Here is a 21,177-nt window from a genome sequence, read left to right on the forward strand (position 1 = left end):
GCAGCGGGAGAACGGACAAAAAGTTGCAGGGCGGATGAAATGTCCGTTTCCTCAGGCGTCGATGTGTGCACGACGTGCGGGCGGCGGAGTTTTGCGAAACAGAATATTGACTGCTTTGTGAAAAGCCGGATTCGCGATACCCTGTTATCGAGCAGATAATCGGGAAATCCGGAATGAAAATGTGTATCAGCGGCGTTGCCCTCGCCGCAATTTGGGCAACAGGCGTGTCAGCAGACACATCGCAACAATCGAACCGGCCAAAGGTGCGGGCCGATCAGGCCGTCATTCACTTGGCATCGGCTGACCTTACGACGTCGCTGCGCCCGATTTTGCGTCCAGTCGAAGAGGTAGAGCAAGTGAGTGCAAGTGTGTCGAACGCACGGTTCCAGGCATGGATCGGGGCATTCAAGTTGCGTGCGCGGGATCAGGGCATCTATCATTCGACTCTGGATCGGGCTTTTCAAAGCGTGACATATGACGCGGATGTAGTGAAGCGTGATCGTAACCAATCCGAGTTTACAAAGACGATCTGGGACTATCTGGACAGCGCGGTTTCGGATGTGCGAGTGCAGAATGGTAGAGCAGCACTTGCGAAACACAATGCAACGCTGGAACGGATCGAGGCTAAATACGGTGTCGAAAAAGAAGTCGTATTGGCGATTTGGGGACTGGAAAGTGCCTATGGTTCCTTCAAGGGAAACAACAGCACGATCCGGTCATTGGCGACGCTGGCGTTCGATGCGCGCCGTGCGCAGTTCTTTGAGGCGCAGTTGCTCGCCGCGCTCAGGATTGTTCAGGCAGGGGATGTAGCGCCTTCGGATATGACGGGCAGTTGGGCTGGCGCGATGGGGCATACACAATTCATGCCAACGTCCTATCTGGAACATGCCGTCGATTTCACCGGGGATGGAAAACGAGACATCTGGTCGGACGACCCGTCGGACGCGTTGGCGTCGACGGCGTCATATCTGGCAGGGTTTGGCTGGACCAAGGGACAACCCTGGGGTGTCGAAGTCGTGCTTCCCGAAGGGTTCGACTATTCCAGTGCCAAACGCGACTACACACAGGCGCCGTCGGATTGGGCTGCATTGGGGGTCGTCGGGACCGATGGCAAGTCTGTCGCTGATTTCGGACCTGCGTCAATACTGCTGCCAGCGGGCGGTCAGGGCGCAGCTTTCATGATCTTCGACAATTTCGAAGTGCTCGAACGCTATAATTCCGCCGATGCCTATGTCATTGGCGTAGGGCATCTGGCGGATCGGATCGGAGGCGGTGCCGCGATTCAAGCCAACTGGCCACGTGGAGATCGCGCCCTATCCTTCTCCGAGCGAAAAGAATTGCAACGGCGACTGACGCGGGCCGGGTTCGATACGGAAAAGATTGATGGGCGTATCGGGCCGCTGACCATCAACGCGGTCCGATCCTATCAGTTGGCAGAAGGCCTGTTGCCGGATGGCTATCCTTCGCTGCAGCTATTGAACCGGCTAAGATGAAAAGGGGCCTTTCGGCCCCTTTGTCTTAGGTCGGTGACATGCCTCTGAGCCGTTCCGAGCGGCGCCGCAGCATCTCGACCGTGGTCAACAGACCAATCGAGATCACCACAAGAATTGTCGCGACCGCCAGAATGGTCGGTGAGATTTGTTCGCGCAAGCCGGTGAACATCTGCCAAGGCAGCGTCTTTTGACCGGCGGAGCCTACGAACAGAACCACGACCACTTCGTCGAACGACGTGATGAATGCGAACAATCCGCCGGAAATAACTCCGGGGAGGATCAGAGGCATCTGGATTCGGAAGAAGGTCGTCACCGGCCCCGCACCCATATTCGCGGCTGCCCGAGTTAGCGATCGGTCAAAACCAACCAGCGTGGCCGTCACCGTGATGATGACAAACGGAATGCCAAGGGCCGCATGGGCCAAAACCACGCCGAAATACGTACCTTGCAGGCCGATCCGGCTGTAGAAAAAGTACATGCCAGCAGCCGAGATGATCAACGGCACGATCATTGGGGAAATCAGGACCGCCATGATCGCACGCCGGAACGGCACGTGGGGTTGGCTGAGACCAATGGCTGCCAGTGTGCCGAAGCCAACCGAAAGCAGTGTCGCCATAGGAGCAATTTTCAGCGAATTCCAGAGCGCCTGTTGCCAGTCATCGTTTGTGAAGAAGTCCTGATAGTGTTTCAGCGAATAGCCGGCAGGATCAAAGCGCAGCATCTCCGGAGTAAAGGTGAAAAAGTCCTGGGCATTGAAGCTGAGAGGCATCACCACAAGGATCGGAGTGATGAGGAACACGAAAATCGCGCCACAGATCACCCGGAAAGTGTAGTGCCAAAGCACCTGTCCTGGTGTCAGATAGGGGGCCAGATGCGCCCGGTAGCGCGACGTTGCCAGCCAAAAGATGAACCAGCCGGCGAACCAGCCGAACAGGGCGCCGACCACGGCTGCTGATAGACCACCAAGCGCGAAGCCCGCGAGAAGAAAGCCTGCAAATATGATCCAGCGCAGCGTTTTTTCCTTGTCGGCCATACCTGCAAGGACAAATCCCAAGGCAGCAAGAAGCGCCGCGCCGACAACGATGCCGATCAGGCCTGATCCCTGCGCTGTGCCGACGAAGAGACCAAAGAAGGCTCCGGCAGCACCGGCAACGGCGGCAACGAATCCTGGGGTTTGAGGTTGGACGGGTGTTAGTGCCATGTTTTCTTACCCCAGCTTCACGTTGTCGATGCCCACGATCTTGTCGTAGGTCCAGTAGAGCAGCAGAACCACCGCCAGCAGGATCGTTCCGAGCGCCGCGGCCAGACCCCAGTTGAGCGAGGACGAGATGTGGAAGGCGATCCGGTTGGAGATGAAGACACCCTTGGTGCCGCCAACGAGTTCGGGCGTGATGTAGTAGCCGATGGCGAGGATGAACACGAGGATCGAACCTGCGCCGATTCCTGGCACCGATTGCGGGAAATAGACCCTCCAGAATGCCGTCCAGTTGGTAGCGCCCAAAGACTTGGCCGCACGCAGATATGACGGGTTGATTGTCTGCATGACTGAATACATCGGCAGGATCATGAATGGCAGCAGGATGTGGGTCATCGCCACGATGGTGCCGAACTGGTTGTTGATCATCACCAATCGCGAGTCATCAGCGACCAGTCCCAGCCAGACCAACGTTTCGTTGATGACGCCCTGTTGCTGCAACATCACTTTCCAAGCAGAGGTACGCACCAATAGCGACGTCCAGAATGGCAACAATACGAGTATCATCAGGATGTTCGCTGTCCGGGTCGGAAGGTTGGCCAGAATCCATGCCACCGGGTAACCCAGAACGATGCAAGCGCCGGTAATCACAAGCGACATGATAAAGGTACGGATGAACAGTGTGATATAGATGCGCTCGTTTTCCTGGCGGGCTTCGACACCATCGTTACCTTTGCGCAGGTCGACAGAGTTCAGGAAATACCCATTGGTTATCTTTGGCGAGTAGGTCTGGATGGTGCGCCAGACTTCGACATCGGCCCACCGGTCGTCGATTTTGAGGAACTGCTCCTTGAAAGGACCATCACTTTCGGTATCCCACTTGCTGACGCGTCGACCAGCTTTTCGAAACAGAGAAGAAATCCCGGGGTTTTCATAGTTCAGACGCGAACCCACGCGGGTATGCAACTTGGCTTCGGCGGCAACCTTCATGTCTACCGCCATTGCGGCGAAAACCGCCTCGTCCGGCGCTTCACCTGTATTCGGGTCCCAATCCCGTAGAGCAACGACAGTATTGGGCAGAGTGTCCGCAACGATATTGTTCTCTACCGAACGGAACAACATGTCCACAATCGGCAGGATGAAGGTCAGCAACACGAAGAGCAGGAGTGGCGCAATCAGCATGAGCGCGCGCATTTTTTGCATTCGCAATGCCCGTGCCAGACTTCGCTTTAGCGGTGTCCCATCAGCGGCCAGAACGCGGCCGGTATGCGTAGTATCGCTCATCTACTTTCCCCGTTGCTTGCTGCCCGTTCACAGCATGAGCGGTCTTGTTTGACCGTCGTTTTTCGTAAATCCGCAAGGAGGCGACGCGCCCCCTTGCAGATTTCGTATTGGCTTACTTCGCCAACCAGGCTTGGAATTTTGCGTTCAGGTCGTCACGGTTGTCTGCCCACCACTCGTAGTCGTAGATATGAGTGTTGGAAGCATTCGCAGGATCGGTCGGCATGTGCGGAGCCATGTCGATTCCCAGTTCTGCGTGCTGGCCAACCAGCGGTGCCGAAGACTTGCGGGCCGGGCCGTAGGAGATGTACTTGGCTTGATCCGCCAGACGCTGAGTATCGGTAGCGAAAAACAGGTAGTCCAGCGCGCGTGCCTTGCGCTCAGGGCTCAGGCCTGCGGGAATGATCCAACCATCAAGGTCGAACGACTGCATGTCCCAAAGCATACCGATCGGCTGCCCCTGTTCGGCAATAGCCGAGAACAAACGACCATTGAAGGTCGATCCCATGACAACTTCGCCGTCGGCCAGAAGCTGTGGGGTTTCCGCACCAGCGGTCCACCAGACCACTTGGTCCTTGATTGTGTCGAGTTTGGCCAGTGCCTGCTCAACGCCTTCGGGCGTGCTGAGCGTGTCATAGATGTCTTCTTTGGCAACACCGTCGCAGTAGAGGGCCCATTCCATGTTGTCGATCGGGCGTTTCTGCAGCGAACGCTTGCCCGGATACTTTTCAAGGTCAAAGACGTCGCAGACGGTGGTCGGCGGAGTATCCCCAACCAAGTCGGTGCGATAGCCGAAAGTTGTCGAATAGACGATTTGCGGAACAAAGCAGTCGGAAACGATCAGTTCGCCAAAGTCCTCAGTTGCCGGCGTCCCATCGGGAGCCGCGGCGAGAATCGCATCGTGATCCAGTTCTTCCGCCAAGCCTTCGTCGCAAAGGCGCATGGCGTCAGATGCCACGACATCAACGACGTCCCAGGTGACGTTGCCGGCTTCGTTCATTGCCCGGAGCTTTGCGACTGCTTCGGCCGAGCTTTCGTCGTTGATGATCTTGACGCCGGTCTTTTCCGAGTACGGAGTGTGATAGGCGTTCTGCTGCGAGGCAGAATACGCGCCGCCCCAGGACACGATGGTCATTTCATCGGCCATGTCCTGCGCAATCGCGGCAGGAGCAATGAGTGCCGTCGTAGCAACCAGAGTAGAGAGTTGCGAAAGTTTCATGTTTATCTTTCTCCTTGTTGAACTTGGTTCTTGTGGTGGATTGCGCGCCGAAGTGGACAATCCAGCGCGCAAGAGCGCCTTGTTAAGCATCAAGTGCGCGGCAGTCCTCGGGAAGCCAGCCGATCTCAATCTGCTGGCCCGGCTGCAAGCGGACTTGGTCCGGCGCGTTACGGGTTTTGATGATGAATTCATCGTTCCCGGCAACGCGCAAACGTGTGCGGAAGATATCGCCCATGTAAATGAACTCCAAAACTTCGGCGTTCAGTGTGTGGGCGCCTTTCTGCAAACGTTCCTTGTTGTATTCAACTCGCTCTGGACGAATGGAAACCCGTGTGCGTTCCCCCGGTTTGCTTACGTTGACCGGTTTGCAATCGATCAGACCGCCGCCGTCCAACTGGACAACTGCGATACCGTCCTTGATTTCCTTGACTTCGCCTTCGAGCGTATTGTTCTCGCCGATGAACTGGGCCACGAAGCTGTTGGACGGTTCCTCGTACAGAGTATCTGGCGGAGCGAGTTGTTGGATGACGCCGTCGTTGAACACCGCGACCCGGTCGGACATTGTCAACGCTTCGGTCTGGTCGTGGGTCACATAGACCACCGTGATACCCAGGCGGTGCGCCAGGTGGGTGATTTCGAACTGCATCTTTTCCCGCAGTTGCTTGTCCAGTGCACCCAGAGGTTCGTCCATCAGAACCAGTTCCGGTTCGAAAACCAGAGCGCGGGCCAAGGCGATCCGCTGTTGCTGACCACCTGAAAGCTGCGCCGGCCGGCGTCCACCGAATGCGCCCATTTCGACCATGTCAAGCGCGCGCTTGACCTTCTCTTCGCGCTCGGACTTGCCCATATTTCGGACTTCCAGCGGGAAAGAGAGGTTTTCGGCAATCGTCATGTGCGGGAACAGGGCATAGTTTTGAAACACCATGCCGATGCCGCGTTTATGAGGTGGGATGTTGTTAATGGAAACGCCACCAAGCCGGATGTCGCCGTGAGTGGCAGTTTCGAAACCGGCCAGCATCATCAGGCATGTGGTTTTTCCGGAACCCGACGGACCGAGCATCGTCAGAAACTCGCCTTTGGGCATTGTTAGATTGAGATCTTTGACGACCAGAGTCTCGCCGTCATAGCTTTTTTGCACGCGCTCAAATTCGACGAACGCGCTGTTGTTCGAAGCGTCGGCCAAGTTGTCTCCCCATTTGCTGTTAGGCAGATTTCCTCTGCGCTTTTTGTGATCTAATCACACCAAGCATAACGAGCGCTAGGCATGAAATTAATAAATTTCGGTGACCGAAAGTAAGATTTTCGTCATTACCGCGTATAGGGTCACTGATTTCTGTCGTTGGAATTTGAATGCAGCTTTGGTATGCGGCAGCGACTCAGAGCGACACTATTGTGCAACAATGCGACATTCTTTGGATGTGTATCCGGTTTTGGTTGCACACAGGAAGAAGCTGCCGTTGCACAAGTTGCAAGAATTGGGCCGGTCATTCGAAATGACCGGCCATGCCTCAAGTTGTCCTGGCTTTTTGGCCGAGTGTTACGCAGCTTCCTTCAAAAGATCCCTGTCAAGGATTTCGGCATAAGCTTCGTCCAGTGACTTGCGGATGCGGACAAACATCTCGTCGATCTCTGTATGGGTGATAACCAGTGGCGGAGAAATGATCATGCGGTCGCCGACATGGCGCATGATCAGGTTGTTTGCAAAACACTTGTCGCGGCAAATGTATCCGATCGTACCTGGTTCGGACGCAAATTTTGCCCGTGCCTCTTTGTTGGGGGTCAGGGCAATCGACGCCATCATACCGACGATCTTGGCTTCTCCAACCAGTGGATGATCGATCAGGGCTTCCCACTTTTCCTTGAGGTATGGGGCGGTCACGTTTTTCACACGCCCGACAATGTCTTCTTCCTCCATGATGCGGAGGTTTTCCAGAGCGACTGCTGCGGCAACAGGATGGCCCGAATAGGTATAGCCGTGGTTGAATTCCACACCTGCAATCACTTTGGCAACCTCGTCGCAAACGATCGAGCCGCCTATTGGTGCGTAGCCCGAGCTGAGGCCTTTGGCGATGGTCATGATATGCGGTTTGATGCCAACAGTTTCCGAGCCGAACCAGTTGCCAGTACGACCGAAGCCACAGATCACTTCATCCGCGATCAAGAGGATTTCGTATTTGTCGCAAATCCGCTGGATTTCAGGCCAATAGCTGTCGGGCGCCACGATCACACCGCCCGCGCCCTGAACCGGTTCGGCAATAAAGGCGGCAACGCGGTCTTCGCCAAGCTCGAGAATGGCTTCTTCCAATTCACGTGCGCGTGCAAGGCCGAATTCTTCGGGGTCCATGTCAGTGCCTTCGGCCCACCAGTTGGGTTGATTTATATGGTGGATGTTCGGAATCGGGATGCCGCCCTGAGCGTGCATTGCCGGCATCCCGCCGAGCGAGGCAGAGCCGACGGTGGAACCGTGATAACCGTTCTTGCGGCTAATGATGATATTCTTGCCAGATTTACCTTTGCTGTCCCAATAGGTACGCACCAATCGAATGTTCGTGTCGTTGGCTTCGGAGCCGCTCCCAGCAAAGAACACATGATTCAAGTCACCAGGCGCCAGGTTAGCGATCTTTTCCGCCAATGCGATCGCAGGAACATGGGTCGTCTGAAAGAACGTATTGTAATAAGGCAGTTCCCGCATTTGCCGCGCGGCGACCTCCGCAAGCTCGTCGCGGCCATAGCCGATGTTTACACACCACAGGCCTGCCATGGCGTCCAGAATCTCTTCCCCCTCACTGTCGGTCAGAAACACGCCTTTGGCGCGGGTGATAACGCGCGCGCCCTTTTTTGCCAGTCCGTCGTTTTCAGTGAACGGGTGCATGTGGTGGGCCGCATCAAGGGCCTGAAGCTCGGCTGTGGGCATGTGATTGGTGATCGTGGACATCGTGAAATCTCCTGCGGAATCTGTCGACCTTCACAATATGATCAAATTTGGCGAAGTCAATCGAATCACTTCGCAATGATTATTTTGAGAGAGCGCCCGCCATAAGTTCCATGCCTTGCTCGACATCATGGGCCATAGCCCGACCGACGCCTGCGGCGTCTTTATTGCGCAGGCATTCCACTATGTCTTTGTGTCGATCCGGAAGGCTGTGCGTGCCGAAGCGACCGCACACGACGCGCAAAGAGGGGCCGAATCGTAGCCACAAACGTTCTGCCAGATCGCACAGGACAGGAGCGTCGGCATGGCTGTAGATTGTTGTGTGAAACGCATAGTTGTTCAGTAGATACCCGCTAACATCACCAGCAGAGATGCACTCGTCAACGCGGCGATCGATGTCTTCCAGGGCATCTATTTGCTTGGGGGTCATAAGACCTCCGGCACGCCTTGAAAGCTCTGATTCAATTACTTTTCTTGCGAAGATCAGTTGCTCGATATCGCCCTTGCTCAAAATGGGAACGCTGACCCTGCGATTTCCCTGAAAAACCAGAGCCCCATCGGATATCAGACGTCTGATCGCCTCTCGTACCGGAGTCATTCCGGCACCCAGCGAATCAGTCAGCCCTTGAATCGTCACAGGCTGGCCGGGAACCATCTCTCCGAACAGGATTTGTGATCTGAGCACGTGATAAACTTGCTCATGTGCGGGGCGTTTTTCGTCGCTTGAATTTCGGTCAGAAGCTCTATTTTTGATCATATTCAAAAGGTTTATCCTGATCTTGTTGGTCTCGGAATGCAGCGCACGACGCCGCTTGAAACCATAAACTGTATTGCCGTGGAACGCAAAACTTGATCAAATCCAAAAAAACGGGATGATAACGGTACATTCGCAGGGAGAGAAACATGACATTCAAATCGCTGACACTCACGACCGTATTCGCGTTGGGGACCTCGGCTGCATTCGCCGAAGAGGTGCGCGTCTACAACTGGTCGGACTATATCGACGAGGATTTACTGGCCAAGTTCCAGGAAGAAACCGGCCTGACGCTGATCTACGACGTATTCGACAGCAATGAGGTTCTGGAAACCAAGATGCTCGCCGGTGGCTCGGGTTATGACGTTGTGGTTCCGTCGGGAACGTTCTTGCAACGTCAGATCCAGGCCGGGGCGTTCCAGAAGCTGGATACCAGCAAGCTGCCCAATGCAGACAATCTTTGGGATGTAATCCAGGAACGGACTGCGGGATATGACCCCGACAACGCCTATTCGATAAACTACATGTGGGGTACCACCGGGATCGGTGTGAATGTTGGCAAGGTGAAGGAGATCCTGGGAGAAGATGCGCCCATCGATAGCCTTGAACTTGTGCTGAACCCGGACAACATGTCGAAGCTGGCGGGATGTGGTGTGCATTTCCTGGATGCGCCGGCAGAGATGATTCCAATGGTGCTGAAATACATCGGTGAAGACCCGGATAGCCACGATCCGGATGTAATCGCCAAGACCGAGCCGGTATTCATGGCGATCCGGCCTCATATCCAGAAATTCCACAGTTCCGAATACATCAATGCGCTGGCAAACGGTGATATCTGCGTCGCTGTCGGGTGGTCTGGCGACATCCTGCAAGCGCGGGACCGTGCGGCTGAAGCCGATAATGGGGTGGAAATCGCTTATCACGCGGCCAAAGAAGGCGCGCAGATGTGGTTTGACCAAATGGCAATTCCGGTTGACGCTCCGAATCCAGACGGCGCGCACAAATTCCTGAATTTCATTCTCGATGCCAACAACATGGCAGCAGCATCAAACTATGTCTATTATGCCAACGGCAACAAGGCGAGCCAGGAGTTCCTGGAAGAGGATGTGATTGGCGACCCGGCGATCTACCCGGACGAAGCGACCATGGAAAACCTCTTTATCACAACGCCCTATCCGGCAAAGACCCAGCGCGCGGCGACACGCCTGTGGACCAAGATCAAGTCGGGAACTTGATCTTAATGGGCGGAGTAGGTTTTGCCTTCTCCGCCAATTCTATCGGTGAAGTCAACTCAACGGGGGTCCGTTTTGAATTCTTCCGTCTTTGCGCCGTGGGAAGATCCACAGGCGAAACCATTGATCCAGTTTCAGAACGTCACAAAACGGTTTGGTCAGTTCACTGCGATCGACAATCTTTCGCTTGATATCTACGAGCGGGAGTTCTTTGCCCTTCTGGGTCCATCCGGCTGCGGTAAGACCACCATGATGCGGATGCTTGCGGGTTTCGAAAAACCCACCGAAGGGCACATCATGCTGGGTGGGAAGGATATCGACCCTATTCCGCCAAACAAAAGGGCGGTGAACATGATGTTCCAGTCCTACGCTTTGTTTCCGCATCTCAGCGTTTGGGACAACATTGCCTTTGGCCTTCGCCGCGACAACATGCCGAAACTGGATCTGGAAAACCGTGTCGAAGAAATGCTTCGCCTGACCCGTCTGGAACAGTTCGCCCGCCGCAAACCGCACCAGATTTCTGGTGGTCAGAGACAGCGAGTGGCTCTGGCCCGGTCCTTGGCCAAAGCGCCCAAACTTCTGTTGCTGGATGAACCCCTCGGAGCGCTTGACAAAAAGCTGAGGCAGGACACCCAGTTCGAACTGATGGACATCCAAGAAAAAACGGGCACCACCTTTGTGATCGTTACCCACGATCAGGAAGAAGCGATGACCGTCGCCAGCCGCGTCGCAGTGATGGATCAGGGTAAACTGATGCAGGTGGCCACGCCGGACAAGATCTATGAAAACCCTGCGTCGGTTTATGTGGCTGATTTCATTGGAGACGTGAACATCATCGAAGGCCGGGCAACGCCCGACGGCGAAGATACTTACAAGGTCGATTGGGCCGACGGGCAAGCACCGATCATAACCAGATCAGCTCAGACGTTTGCCACCGGTCAGACCTGCCATCTGGCGATACGGCCGGAGAAAGTGACGATTTCAGCCGAGCGTCCTGCAGATGCAGCCAATGCCGTTCAGGGTAAAGTGCACGACATTGCATATCTGGGCAACTTGTCGACCTATCATGTTGAGCTACCGAACGGCACGATCATCAAGGCGCAGACGGCCAATACACGCCGTATCTCGCGCCGCTCCTTCACTTGGGAAGACCCTGTCTGGCTGTCGTGGACAGCTACGGCTGCGGTGCCGCTGGCAGACTGATGCGTCGCTTCGTCCTGATCGCCGTCCCGTATTTCTGGCTTTTGGCGCTGTTTCTGGTGCCTTTCGCCATTGTTCTCAAGATATCGCTGTCGGACACGGCGCTATCAATACCGCCTTACGTTCCGCAATTCGACTGGGCTGAAGGCATCGGGGCCTTCCTTAGCGAGCTGGATTTCGAAAACTTCATCTTCTTGACCGAGGATGCCTTGTACTGGAAGGCTTATCTGTCGAGCCTCAAAATCGCGATCATCTCGACATTCCTGACATTGCTCGTGGGGTATCCCATCGCCTATGGCATGGCCCGGGCGCCCGAAGAATGGCGTCCGACGCTGATGATGCTGGTGATTTTGCCGTTCTGGACGTCGTTCCTGATCCGGGTTTATGCGTGGATGGGTATTCTGAGCAACGAGGGTTTCCTCAATCAACTGTTGTTGTGGACGGGAATTATCTCGGAGCCACTGACGATCCTGAACACACAAAAAGCTGTCTATGTCGGTATCGTCTACACCTATCTGCCCTTCATGATCCTGCCTATCTATTCTGCGCTCGACCGGCTTGACGGCTCGTTGATCGAAGCCGCTGAGGATCTGGGGTGCTCTCGTACGCAGGCTTTCTGGCTCGTCACCGTTCCACTTTCGCGCCCCGGCATCATTGCCGGGTGTTTCCTGGTGATGATCCCGGTGATCGGCGAGTTCGTGATCCCGTCGCTTTTGGGAGGGTCCGGAACGCTGATGATCGGCAAGGTTCTTTGGGAGGAATTCTTCTCGAACCGCGACTGGCCGGTTGCGTCGGCCGTGGCCGTGGTGCTGCTCCTGATCCTCGTGATCCCGATCGTGCTGTTCCAGCGCAACCAGCAGAAACAGGCGGAGGCGGAAAAATGAACAGGCTTAGCTGGTTCAACGTTGTCTCGCTGACGCTGGGATTCGCGTTTCTTTATATCCCGATGGTCATCCTGATCATCTTCAGTTTCAACGAAAGCAAACTGGTTACCGTGTGGGCCGGGTTCTCGACCAAATGGTATGGGGAGTTGATCCGCAATGAAGCATTTCTGGATGCGGCGTGGGTGACGCTGCGGGTCGCGGTGTTTTCGTCGACGCTCGCAACAATTCTCGGGACAATGGCAGCGTATGTTCTGGTGCGCGGTGGCCGTTTTCTGGGCCGAACAGTGTTTTCTGGCATGATCTATGCCCCGCTTGTAATGCCTGAAGTAATCACTGGCTTGTCGCTACTGCTTTTGTTTATCGGCATTGGTCTGGATCGAGGTGTTTTCACAGTCGTGCTTGCACATACGACGTTCTCGATGTGCTACGTTTCTGTCGTGGTCTCGTCGCGTCTGGTGACGTTTGACCAATCCTTGGAAGAAGCTGCACTTGATCTGGGTTGCTCCCCGGCGCAAGCCTTTCGTTTGGTAACACTCCCGATCATTGCGCCTGCGGTGATATCGGGCTGGTTGCTGGCGTTTACGCTGTCGCTGGATGATCTGGTCATAGCGTCGTTTACCACCGGTCCTTCAGCCACCACCTTGCCGATCAAGATCTTCTCGGCGGTTCGTCTGGGGGTCAGCCCGGAAATCAATGCCTTGTCCACCATCATGATCGGCATCGTGACCGTAGGGGTTATCGCCGCGTCGCTGGTGTCCAAACGCGCGATGGTCCGGCAAAAACAGGATGAACAGGCGGCGGCCCGCGCGCAATGAAGCGGATCTTTCCAGACTACACCTATGGGCCTGGACCGCGGGACGGGTGCTGGTGGGATCAGACAATTCAGGCGCCGTCTTGGCCAGTTCTCGAAGGTGATCTTGAGGTGGATGTGACCATCGTCGGCGGGGGTTTCACAGGCATCTCGGCGGCGTTGCATCTTGCTAAAGCCGGTGTTTCGACTGCCGTGCTTGAGGCCGAAACACCGGGATGGGGTGCATCCGGGCGCAACGGCGGGTTCTGTTGTCTCGGCGGGTCCAAGTTGAGCCAAGATGCCATGCGGCGTCGATATGGCCACACCGCCACCGAAGCATTCGAAGCGGCAGAGGTCGAGTCCGTGGAACTGGTGTCTCGATTGTTGCAGGATCACGGAATCGACGCTGACAAACACTCGAGGGGCGAAACGCAACTGGCCCACACGCCGCGGGCAATGGATGCCGTGCGACGGCGGGCGGAAGCAGGGGGCGTTGTTCATGAACACAAAGATCTGGCGGCATTGGGATTTGGTGGCCAATTCTTTGGCGGCTACACCTATCCCATCGGTTTTGCTTTGAACCCCCGAAAATATCTGTTCGGTCTTGCCTTTGCGGCACAACAAGCGGGGGCGAGCCTTTTCCAGAAAAGCCCAGCGCTTTCGATCCAAAGCAGGGCGGCGGGCCATACGGTGGCGACCGCGAACGGACGGGTTACATGTAAAGCCATTTTGATTTGCACGAACGGGTATTCAAGCGAGGACATGCCGGATTGGCTGGCCGGTCGGTACATGCCCGCTCAATCCACGGTTATGGTGACGCGCCCGCTGACAGAAGTCGAGCTTGAGGCGCAAGGCTGGACATCGGATCAGATGGCCTATGACACCCGCAATCTGCTGCACTATTTCCGGCTCATGCCGGATCGGCGGTTCCTGTTCGGAATGCGTGGTGGATTGCGTTCGTCCCCAACCGCTGAGCGTGCGATCCGAGTTAAAATCAGGCGGGATTTCGAACGTATGTTTCCCGCTTGGGCAATGGTCGAGGCGACAAATATGTGGTCGGGGATGGTGTGTCTCGCGCGCAGCTTGACGCCTTACGTCGGCCCTGTTTCTGGTCTAAACGGTGTGTTCACGGGTTTTGCCTATCATGGCAACGGCGTGGCAATGGGCACTTATGCCGGGCGCGCCTTGGCGCGTTTGGCAATGGGACAGCCTTCGGGTCTCCCCGGCCCGATGTCACGACGCCCGGAGAAGTTCCCGTTCGGTCGCTGCCGTCGTATACTGATGCCGCCGGCCTATGCCGCGATGGGGCTGGCCGATCTGTGATCTAGAGATCGCTCAAAGCGTCCAGTTCCAGCTGCAATCCGGTCTCGTAGTCCTTGGCGCCGTTTCGACTGCGCCACAGGCAATAGGCAGCCATGCGCCAGCCGAACCAGTGGCGCAATTCATGATATCGCGCGACAATATCGACATCGTGATACGCGTCCAGAAAACACTTGATTTCGTCTTGGCTCAGCGGTTGTCCCCGGTAAAGCCACTGCATGGCAGGTGACAAAAAGAGCGCCAAATCTTCGCAGGGGTCGCCAAAGGCGGGACATTGCCAGTCAATGAGCGTCGCACGCTTTCCTGCGATCAGTATGTTGCCCGCGACCGGGTCGCCGTGAATCAAGCGTCGGTCGGACAAGGGGGGAACATCCCTGTTGGGGCGGCGGAGCATCACTACGTCTCGGTCATCCGGTTCGCAAAGGTTCAGGATATCCTCGGCATGGCGTGCCAGGTCATCGCTTCCGTTACATCCTTCGGGAACGGGGATCGTGACATTGCTGCTGTGTAGTCTGTTCAGAAGATGTGCCACGGTCTCGGGGTTTTCGCGCCAGGGTGATCCGGGTGCATGATCATAAAGCACCCAGCTTTCTGCGCCGCAGACACCAGTAGCCCTCAGTTGTGGAACAAAACCGCTACTCTTGAAGACACGCAGGCATTCCGCTTCAAGCCGAGCGTCATTGCGAAACAGGGGATTTGCAAAACCGCTTTGATACAGTTTGAGAACCTGATCCGAATGCTGGCCCGCGAGTTTCCAAACCCGGTTGGTCCTCCCGCCACATAGCGTTTCGAACCTGTCGCCGGAGCAATACACGCCCAATTGCAGCAGGTCCTTGATCAAAGCGTCCGGAGGAGGCGAGTCCACGGTCAAGGTGAGTTCCTTGTATTACGGTTCGGCATTGGCGATTTTTCGCCACCGTTTGACCTGTCCTGTCCATTAGATCAACTCTTCGCTCGCACCGATGCGACATCTGAGGGCAAAATCGTCTGCCCGCCGGAAAGCACAAGAGTAATTTCGCCACCTGCCACCTGCGCTTCAAAGACTTTTTCACTCACCGCCGCCAGAGAGTTTTCGACCAGTACATCCTTGGCATAACTTTCGACCGCAAAAGAATAGAGGCCGAAAGGAACAGCGTTTCCGCTGCTGTCCTGGCCGTTCCAGACGACGGATTGTGTAGTGGTGGAGAATTCGATTCGGTCAACGGTTGCGCCGTTTGAATCGACGATTTTCAGAATAGCTTTGTCGGCATCGGGTACACGAGGCCAGGATATGGTCACCGGCTCGCCTTGGTAATTTGCAGGTGCAACTGCAGTAACCTCCAGTCCGACCCAACCTGCCAACTCTGAAAAACCGGGCTGTCCCAGTTTTGCGACGAGTGCCGACAGGGTTTCATTAGTTTTCACCTGCTGTTCGACCATTGAAAACTGTGCCAGCTGTGCCGCATATTCAGACGAGCCGATAGGTTCCAGGGGGTCCTGGTTTTGCGCCTGTGCAGTCAGCATCTTGAGAAATGTCTCGAAATCGGATGTAAGTGCGGACGTGCTTGATGCTGATGTGGAACCAGAAGTTCTGGTGTTCGTAGGCAAGATTGGTTCGATAGTTCCAGACATTATTCAAATCCTCAGATCAAGACTCGATCCCGCAACTCGAATGGGTCGGGTATCGAAGATTTCACGGTCGTCACTTGAGCTCTCCGGATTTGGTGTCTTTTCCTTTCTGGACGAGCCTTGATCGCGATTGTGAAAATCAAAAGAGATAGAGTTATACCCCAGTTCGCGAAACTCGGCGGAAAGTTCTGAAATATGGCGGCGCATCAGGTCCAGCGTTTCGGCGCGATCACCCGTGATCGATAAAACCAAGACGTCGTCCTTTGTGCTCAACCCCATGGAAACGCGCCCCAACTCTTGGGGATTGAGGGTTATTTCGATCTTGTCAGTCCCGGGCTTAGCGGAAATTGCGGCGGACAACTGTCCGCCGATGAACCGCACTGTCTCGACCCTTGTCGTCGGCATGTAACTGTTTTCTTTTGACAGCCCGACTTGCGTCACGTCAAACCCGCTAATGGTGTCATCACTGTGCGAACTTGGCCAAAGTTCGGAGTGCGCACGATCAGTATCCAGCAACCGTTCGAGGTTTGAAACGCCAAAGGACATCGCAGACATTTGTACTGGTTGAGCCATCACTTTGAAGCCAGTCGCCAGAGAGCTGTCCGCTTTCTCAGCAGGCGTGGGTGAGGCAGAAGCCGTGACATCTGTTCTGATCTTTTCTTCCGAATCGTGGCTGGTCGCCAGATCCGCCGCAGCGACCTTGGTGTTCTCGAGTTTTCCCGCCACTTTGACAGTGGCCTCCGATACGGCTGCCCCGCTGTTCTCGGAGTCCAGAATTGCGCCAGCGCGGATGGCCGCTAGCGATTGTCGCGCGCGAAAATCTGCATCGCTTGTAACCGCAGATAGAAATTGACTGCCCGGGCCAGCGAACTCTGGTGCTTTCGTGTTCTTTCCTAATTCAGGTTCTGCCCGAGATCGGTCATCCTTCTGTACGACAGAATTTAAGGGGTCGGGCGGCTGTTCCGCGTCGTTGGTCAAGGTGACCTGGTCTTTTCCTGAATTTGGCGCACCCGCACCCGCGTCTGCATTGGGTTTCCCAAAAATTTCGAATGCACGAGCATCTTCGAGACGTTCGTCACCCGGGGTTTGTGCTCCTGTTGATAAAAACTGCAAATCATCCTGACCCAGCTTCTCATCCGGTGTTTCCGAATTCTCTGCGTCGGGCAAATGCTCGGTATTGGACGAATCTGCGGGCGACTCTGCCGTGCCATTGTCGTCAGCCGCTTTCAAGAAGCTGTCGAAGGGCTTTGAGTCTTTTGGGGGCTGTGCGGCGTCCCGCGACAGAGCGGTTTCGGGCCGGCGCTCTACAGCTGGGCCAGAGCCGGTCGGATTTATGGGGCTGATTGTGTTCATTGCCACCTGCGCAATTGTTGATCGCCCCAGATTGATCCCCAACCGGTTATTTTTTTTTAACCGCCATACGATTTCATCACCCCGTTTGAACGTGATTTTCGAGGTGTCTTATGCAGATTTCGCGACACGCACCGTCTGTGCCTTTTGACAGCGCAATTCCTCACCAGGCCCAAGCCGCCTGGAAAGCGGCGCAAGATGTTGAAGCGACCTTTCTGGCAGAAATGCTGAAATCCGCAGGCCTAACGAAATTAGGCGGTGCTTTTGGCGGTGGGGTAGGAGAAGAACAGTTTTCATCCATGCTTGTTCGCGAGCAAGCGGAACATATGACCAAGGCAGGCGGTATCGGCCTGACCGAAATGATTTTCAACGTTTTGATGGAGGCTGAGAATGGCACACGACAGTCGGAATGACCTGATCAGCGCGCTATTTGAGGTGTTGGAGAAAGAGCAGGCCATATTGATTAAGGGTCGACTTGATCAGTTGGAGGCCCTGACGGAAAAAAAAGAAAGCCTGATCAACGAATTAAAAAATGGTCAGGACGGCGAAACGGGCGCGCTGCGCGGACTACAAAGCCAGATCGAAAGGAATCAGTTCCTGCTGCAGGGTGCGATGGAAGGTATTCATAATGTTGCCTCTCGCATCGCGGAAATGAATCGCGTCAAGCAAGGGTTTGAGGTGTATCAGCGCGATGGTCGCAGAGATCGTTTTGCAATACGCAATGACCGAACCCTGGAAAAACGGGCATAGATCGGCGTTGATTCAAATTGACCAAATGAAGGCCGCACCCTTTAGCAATCCATTAGGACATCATCGCCCAATTTGAGGGTGCACCTAACGAACGGGTGGCGCGATGTCCTCAAGGTCAATCGCAAAAGTCAGAAAGACACCAAGCCCGCTACTCCGCGCGGGATGAAACAGGGTGACAAATCACCCATGGAAAGAGGAAATAAAATGTCCAGTATTCTGACGAACAATGGCGCAATGGTCGCGCTGCAGACCTTGAAGGCGGTCAACAAGAACCTCGGCATGACCCAAAGCGAGATTTCGACTGGCAAGTCTGTCGCCTCCGCCAAGGACAACGCGGCGGTGTGGGCGATTTCAAAGGTCATGGAATCCGATGTAAAGGGGTTCAAGGGGATTTCCGACAGTCTGTCGCTGGGGGAATCGACCGTGGCGGTGGCGCAAAACGGTGCCGAATCCGTGACCGATCTGCTGACTCAGATCAAAGGCAAGATCGTTGCCGCACAGGAAGAAAACGTCGACCGAGGAAAGATCCAGACCGACATTTCTGCGCTGCGGGATCAGATCAACTCGGTAGTCGGCGCTGCGCAGTTCAACGGCCTCAATCTGCTGACCAACAAGGATACGGCCGCTGGGTCGGGCACAGTTCAGGTTCTCAGCTCGCTGGACCGGAACCCGGATGGCACGGTGGATGTCAGCCACATTGACGTCGGTAAGTTCGATTTGGGCATCGAAGCGACTGATTGGTCGGTTGGTACCGCTGCGGCGGCTGGATCGGGCGCAACAATCAGTGGCGGTCTTGATGCTGCCTCTGCAGTCGCATTGACTGGCGCCGCAACCGCACCCACGACCACTTTGGTCGTCGACAGCGTAACGGCCGGAACCGGCATCCAGATCAACATTTCAGGTGCTGCGGGTACGGTTGGGGCGGCTTTCGATGATGCGAGCCGTGACGTATCCTATGTGGCCCGTGATGGTGACACGCAGGCTGTCGTTGCAAACGGGTTGGCCAAGGCGTTCAATGAACGAGTCGCTGCGGCTATTGAGGACGGCACGCTGTCCGCAGGGTCCAGCCTCGCTGCGTCGGTTTCTGTCGCGTCCGATGGCGTCGCTACGATCACCTTCACAGGTGAGACTGGCACCGGCAACAATGTGTCGCTTCAGGCAATTGAAACTTCGGATGTTGCGATTGGGGGCGGCCTTGAGGGGCTGGCTGGTATCGATGTGTCCACCGAAGCCGGCGCAAAAAGTGCGCTGACTGAAATCGAAAGCCTGATCCAGACATCGATCGATGCGGCAGCCTCGTTCGGCTCGGCTCGCGGTCGGATCGAAACACAGTCGGATTTTGTCTCCAAGCTCAGCGACTCGCTGAAGTCCGGAATCGGGGCGATGGTCGACGCGGATATGGAAGAAGCTTCGGCCAGATTGCAGGCTCTGCAAACCCAGCAACAGCTTGCGGTTCAGTCGCTGTCGATCGCCAACCAAGCGCCGCAGACGATTCTGTCGCTGTTCCGCTGATTGTGGATCCTCGCCGGAGCGCGGAAACGCGCTCCGGCAACAAAACCCAGCCTGAGAGAAATCGGAAGGATCCCAAGTGACACCGCAAACACTCGCTCAGAAAGCTTATGCGCAGGCGCATGTGCCGATCAGCACCCCGCGAGATACTGAGTATGACGCGATTTCGCGCATTACACACAGACTGAAATCAGCAGCTTCCAAACAGAATGTCGAGTTCGGCCGATTTGCAGAAGCTCTGCACGAAAACCGGAGGCTCTGGACCCTACTTGCTACAGAGGTTGCGGATAAGGAAAACGCGTTGCCTGAGGACTTGCGGGCCAGAATCTTCTATCTTGCCGAGTTTACCCATTACCACAGCGGCCTGGTCTTGTCCGGCAAAGCCACAGTGGATCCGTTGGTAGAAATCAACCTTGCGGTAATGCGGGGGTTGCGCCGAGTGGAGCTTGCGGCATGACAGGGCTGGTTCTCAAACTTGCGCCGAAAGAACGGGTTCTGATCAACGGCGTCGTGATCGAAAACGGCGAGCGCCGAAGCCGATTTTCGATCATGACACCACAGGCGAATGTGCTGAGGCTGCGCGATGCCATTCACCCCGATCAAGCCACAACCCCGGTTAGGCGTGTGTGTTATGCAATACAGCTTGTCCTGTCGGGGGATATGAGCGGGGAAGAGGCACGCCTTTCACTGCTTCGTCGTGTCGAAGAGTTGAGCCAGGTGTTCACCGATCCTGACAGTCGGTCGATTCTGGCAGAGGCAACTGGTGCCCTTATTTCCGGGCAGTTTTACAGATGCCTCAAATCGCTGCGCTCACTCTTGCCTCGCGAGGAACGGTTAATGGCGTACCGGCAATGAGCTTTCGGCCCGTAATACCCTCGGATGGCTTGGTTGGGTGGCGGTTTTTGCAGCGCACTTACCTCACCCAATTTCAGGCTTTCTCCAAATCACCGAGGCTGGAGCGGGAATCGCAGTATTTCCTCGAAAAGATCCCAAGCATCAAATCGGCCAAAGACCTGGTATCCGACCGGCAATTGCTACGGGTTGCTTTGGGGGCTTTTGGGTTAGAGGAAGATATCAACAACACCTACTTTATTCGCAAGGTTCTCGAAGACGGAACCCGCGCGGATGACGCGTTGGCGAACCGGCTCTCGGACCAAAGATATCGAAACTTTTCGGCCGCTTTCGGATTTGGTCCCGGAGAGACGGCGACAACCAGAACGTCCGCGCAAATGGCAGAAATCGTTCGCAAAAACCTGTCGTCCCGTTTTGAAATTTCTGTTGGTGAATCCAACGAGTCCATGCGGGTGGCACTGTACGCACAGCATGAGTTGCCGGCGCTGGCTGGGGGTCCGGGTAGGGAAGATGCAAAATGGTTCCGACTGATGAGCCTGCCGCCCTTGCGCGAAATGATGGAAACGGCGCTGGCGTTGCCGTCCACATTTGCGCAACTTGACATCGACAAGCAACTAGAGGTCTTCAAAGATAAACTGCGTGCCCGAACCGGGTCTTCTGACTTGTCGCAATTCACCCAGCCGCAAAAGCTGGCAAGCCTGACCACTGTTTTCCTGGCGCAATCGCAGATATCAACGTTTGCCACAGGAACCAACTCGGCCAGCATCGCGCTGACTTTGCTTCGACGCGGCCGGTGATGATTGTTGCG

General features: G+C 55.5%; 21 protein-coding genes. 12 read left to right on the forward strand and 9 right to left on the reverse strand.

All coding sequences use genetic code 11. The features are described from left to right. Nucleotides 1-173: 173 nt before the first annotated feature. A complete protein-coding gene (locus AC2FLX_RS07640; RefSeq protein ID WP_496811029.1) occupies nucleotides 174-1,493 on the forward strand; it encodes a lytic murein transglycosylase in 1,320 nt (439 codons plus the stop codon). 25 nt (nucleotides 1,494-1,518) lie between these two features. Here AC2FLX_RS07640 and AC2FLX_RS07645 read toward each other — a convergent pair whose 3' ends face one another. The 6 genes from AC2FLX_RS07645 to AC2FLX_RS07670 form a co-directional block, all read right to left on the reverse strand. Then, nucleotides 1,519-2,694, reverse strand: a complete 1,176-nt coding sequence (locus tag AC2FLX_RS07645) for an ABC transporter permease (protein ID WP_496745359.1) — start codon at nucleotides 2,692-2,694, stop codon at nucleotides 1,519-1,521. Nucleotides 2,695-2,700: 6 nt separating this feature from the next. Continuing rightward, a complete protein-coding gene (locus tag AC2FLX_RS07650; protein WP_496811030.1) occupies nucleotides 2,701-3,972 on the reverse strand; it encodes an ABC transporter permease in 1,272 nt (423 codons plus the stop codon). Nucleotides 3,973-4,084: 112 nt separating this feature from the next. Then, on the reverse strand, nucleotides 4,085-5,188 hold the full coding sequence (locus tag AC2FLX_RS07655; protein ID WP_480748923.1) for an extracellular solute-binding protein: 1,104 nt from the start codon (nucleotides 5,186-5,188) through the stop codon (nucleotides 4,085-4,087). 82 nt (nucleotides 5,189-5,270) lie between these two features. After that, a complete protein-coding gene (locus AC2FLX_RS07660) occupies nucleotides 5,271-6,371 on the reverse strand; it encodes an ABC transporter ATP-binding protein (protein ID WP_496811031.1) in 1,101 nt (366 codons plus the stop codon). A gap of 354 nt (nucleotides 6,372-6,725) precedes the next feature. Continuing rightward, entirely contained in the window at nucleotides 6,726-8,123 is a 1,398-nt protein-coding gene (locus AC2FLX_RS07665; protein ID WP_496746844.1) for an aspartate aminotransferase family protein, read from the reverse strand. Between the two features lie 79 nt (nucleotides 8,124-8,202). Then, nucleotides 8,203-8,877 carry a GntR family transcriptional regulator gene (locus AC2FLX_RS07670; protein WP_496811042.1) on the reverse strand — a complete coding sequence of 225 codons (675 nt, stop codon included), beginning with the start codon at nucleotides 8,875-8,877 and terminating at the stop codon, nucleotides 8,203-8,205. A gap of 146 nt (nucleotides 8,878-9,023) precedes the next feature. Here AC2FLX_RS07670 and AC2FLX_RS07675 point away from each other — a divergent pair, with 146 nt between their 5' ends. From AC2FLX_RS07675 to AC2FLX_RS07695, 5 genes are all read left to right on the forward strand, one after another. Then, on the forward strand, nucleotides 9,024-10,109 hold the full coding sequence (locus AC2FLX_RS07675; RefSeq protein WP_496746847.1) for a polyamine ABC transporter substrate-binding protein: 1,086 nt from the start codon (nucleotides 9,024-9,026) through the stop codon (nucleotides 10,107-10,109). Between the two features lie 72 nt (nucleotides 10,110-10,181). Continuing rightward, on the forward strand, nucleotides 10,182-11,309 hold the full coding sequence (locus tag AC2FLX_RS07680) for an ABC transporter ATP-binding protein (protein WP_480748919.1): 1,128 nt from the start codon (nucleotides 10,182-10,184) through the stop codon (nucleotides 11,307-11,309). Continuing rightward, nucleotides 11,309-12,190 carry an ABC transporter permease subunit gene (locus AC2FLX_RS07685; RefSeq protein WP_480748918.1) on the forward strand — a complete coding sequence of 294 codons (882 nt, stop codon included), beginning with the start codon at nucleotides 11,309-11,311 and terminating at the stop codon, nucleotides 12,188-12,190. The genes AC2FLX_RS07680 and AC2FLX_RS07685 overlap by 1 nt, the downstream gene beginning before the upstream one ends. Continuing rightward, nucleotides 12,187-13,005 (forward strand): ABC transporter permease, encoded by an 819-nt coding sequence (locus AC2FLX_RS07690; protein ID WP_480748917.1) that lies wholly within the window; start codon nucleotides 12,187-12,189, stop codon nucleotides 13,003-13,005. The genes AC2FLX_RS07685 and AC2FLX_RS07690 overlap by 4 nt, the downstream gene beginning before the upstream one ends. Then, nucleotides 13,002-14,303, forward strand: a complete 1,302-nt coding sequence (locus AC2FLX_RS07695) for an NAD(P)/FAD-dependent oxidoreductase (protein WP_496811032.1) — start codon at nucleotides 13,002-13,004, stop codon at nucleotides 14,301-14,303. The genes AC2FLX_RS07690 and AC2FLX_RS07695 overlap by 4 nt, the downstream gene beginning before the upstream one ends. A 1-nt stretch (nucleotide 14,304) precedes the next feature. Here the strand turns inward: AC2FLX_RS07695 and AC2FLX_RS07700 are convergent, their stop codons facing one another. From AC2FLX_RS07700 to fliK, 3 genes are all read right to left on the reverse strand, one after another. Continuing rightward, the gene (locus AC2FLX_RS07700; protein WP_496811043.1) at nucleotides 14,305-15,165 is read right to left on the reverse strand and encodes a phosphotransferase family protein; all 861 of its coding nucleotides are present in this window, start codon (nucleotides 15,163-15,165) and stop codon (nucleotides 14,305-14,307) included. A gap of 77 nt (nucleotides 15,166-15,242) precedes the next feature. Continuing rightward, a complete protein-coding gene (locus AC2FLX_RS07705) occupies nucleotides 15,243-15,911 on the reverse strand; it encodes a flagellar hook capping FlgD N-terminal domain-containing protein (RefSeq protein ID WP_496811033.1) in 669 nt (222 codons plus the stop codon). A gap of 3 nt (nucleotides 15,912-15,914) precedes the next feature. Beyond that, nucleotides 15,915-17,261, reverse strand: a complete 1,347-nt coding sequence (fliK, locus tag AC2FLX_RS07710) for a flagellar hook-length control protein FliK (RefSeq protein ID WP_496811034.1) — start codon at nucleotides 17,259-17,261, stop codon at nucleotides 15,915-15,917. Nucleotides 17,262-17,482: 221 nt separating this feature from the next. On the opposite strand from fliK, the gene AC2FLX_RS07715 reads away from it, so the two are divergent. The 6 genes from AC2FLX_RS07715 (at nucleotide 17,483) to AC2FLX_RS07740 (ending at nucleotide 21,166) form a co-directional block, all read left to right on the forward strand. Continuing rightward, the gene (locus tag AC2FLX_RS07715; protein WP_496811035.1) at nucleotides 17,483-17,671 is read left to right on the forward strand and encodes a rod-binding protein; all 189 of its coding nucleotides are present in this window, start codon (nucleotides 17,483-17,485) and stop codon (nucleotides 17,669-17,671) included. Next, nucleotides 17,649-18,008: a flagellar export chaperone FlgN gene (gene flgN / locus AC2FLX_RS07720; protein WP_496746858.1), complete on the forward strand. Its 360-nt coding sequence runs from the start codon at nucleotides 17,649-17,651 to the stop codon at nucleotides 18,006-18,008. Before AC2FLX_RS07715 ends, flgN begins: the two co-directional genes overlap by 23 nt. A gap of 204 nt (nucleotides 18,009-18,212) precedes the next feature. Then, nucleotides 18,213-19,520, forward strand: coding sequence for a flagellin N-terminal helical domain-containing protein (locus AC2FLX_RS07725; RefSeq protein ID WP_496811036.1), 1,308 nt, complete (start codon nucleotides 18,213-18,215; stop codon nucleotides 19,518-19,520). Between the two features lie 76 nt (nucleotides 19,521-19,596). After that, nucleotides 19,597-19,974, forward strand: a complete 378-nt coding sequence (gene flaF, locus AC2FLX_RS07730) for a flagellar biosynthesis regulator FlaF (protein WP_480748910.1) — start codon at nucleotides 19,597-19,599, stop codon at nucleotides 19,972-19,974. Continuing rightward, nucleotides 19,971-20,372: a flagellar biosynthesis repressor FlbT gene (gene flbT / locus AC2FLX_RS07735; protein WP_496811037.1), complete on the forward strand. Its 402-nt coding sequence runs from the start codon at nucleotides 19,971-19,973 to the stop codon at nucleotides 20,370-20,372. The genes flaF and flbT overlap by 4 nt, the downstream gene beginning before the upstream one ends. After that, nucleotides 20,369-21,166, forward strand: a complete 798-nt coding sequence (locus AC2FLX_RS07740) for a DUF1217 domain-containing protein (RefSeq protein ID WP_496746864.1) — start codon at nucleotides 20,369-20,371, stop codon at nucleotides 21,164-21,166. Before flbT ends, AC2FLX_RS07740 begins: the two co-directional genes overlap by 4 nt. Nucleotides 21,167-21,177: the final 11 nt, after the last annotated feature.

It is taken from the genome of Ruegeria sp. YKSF57 (assembly GCF_059612585.1).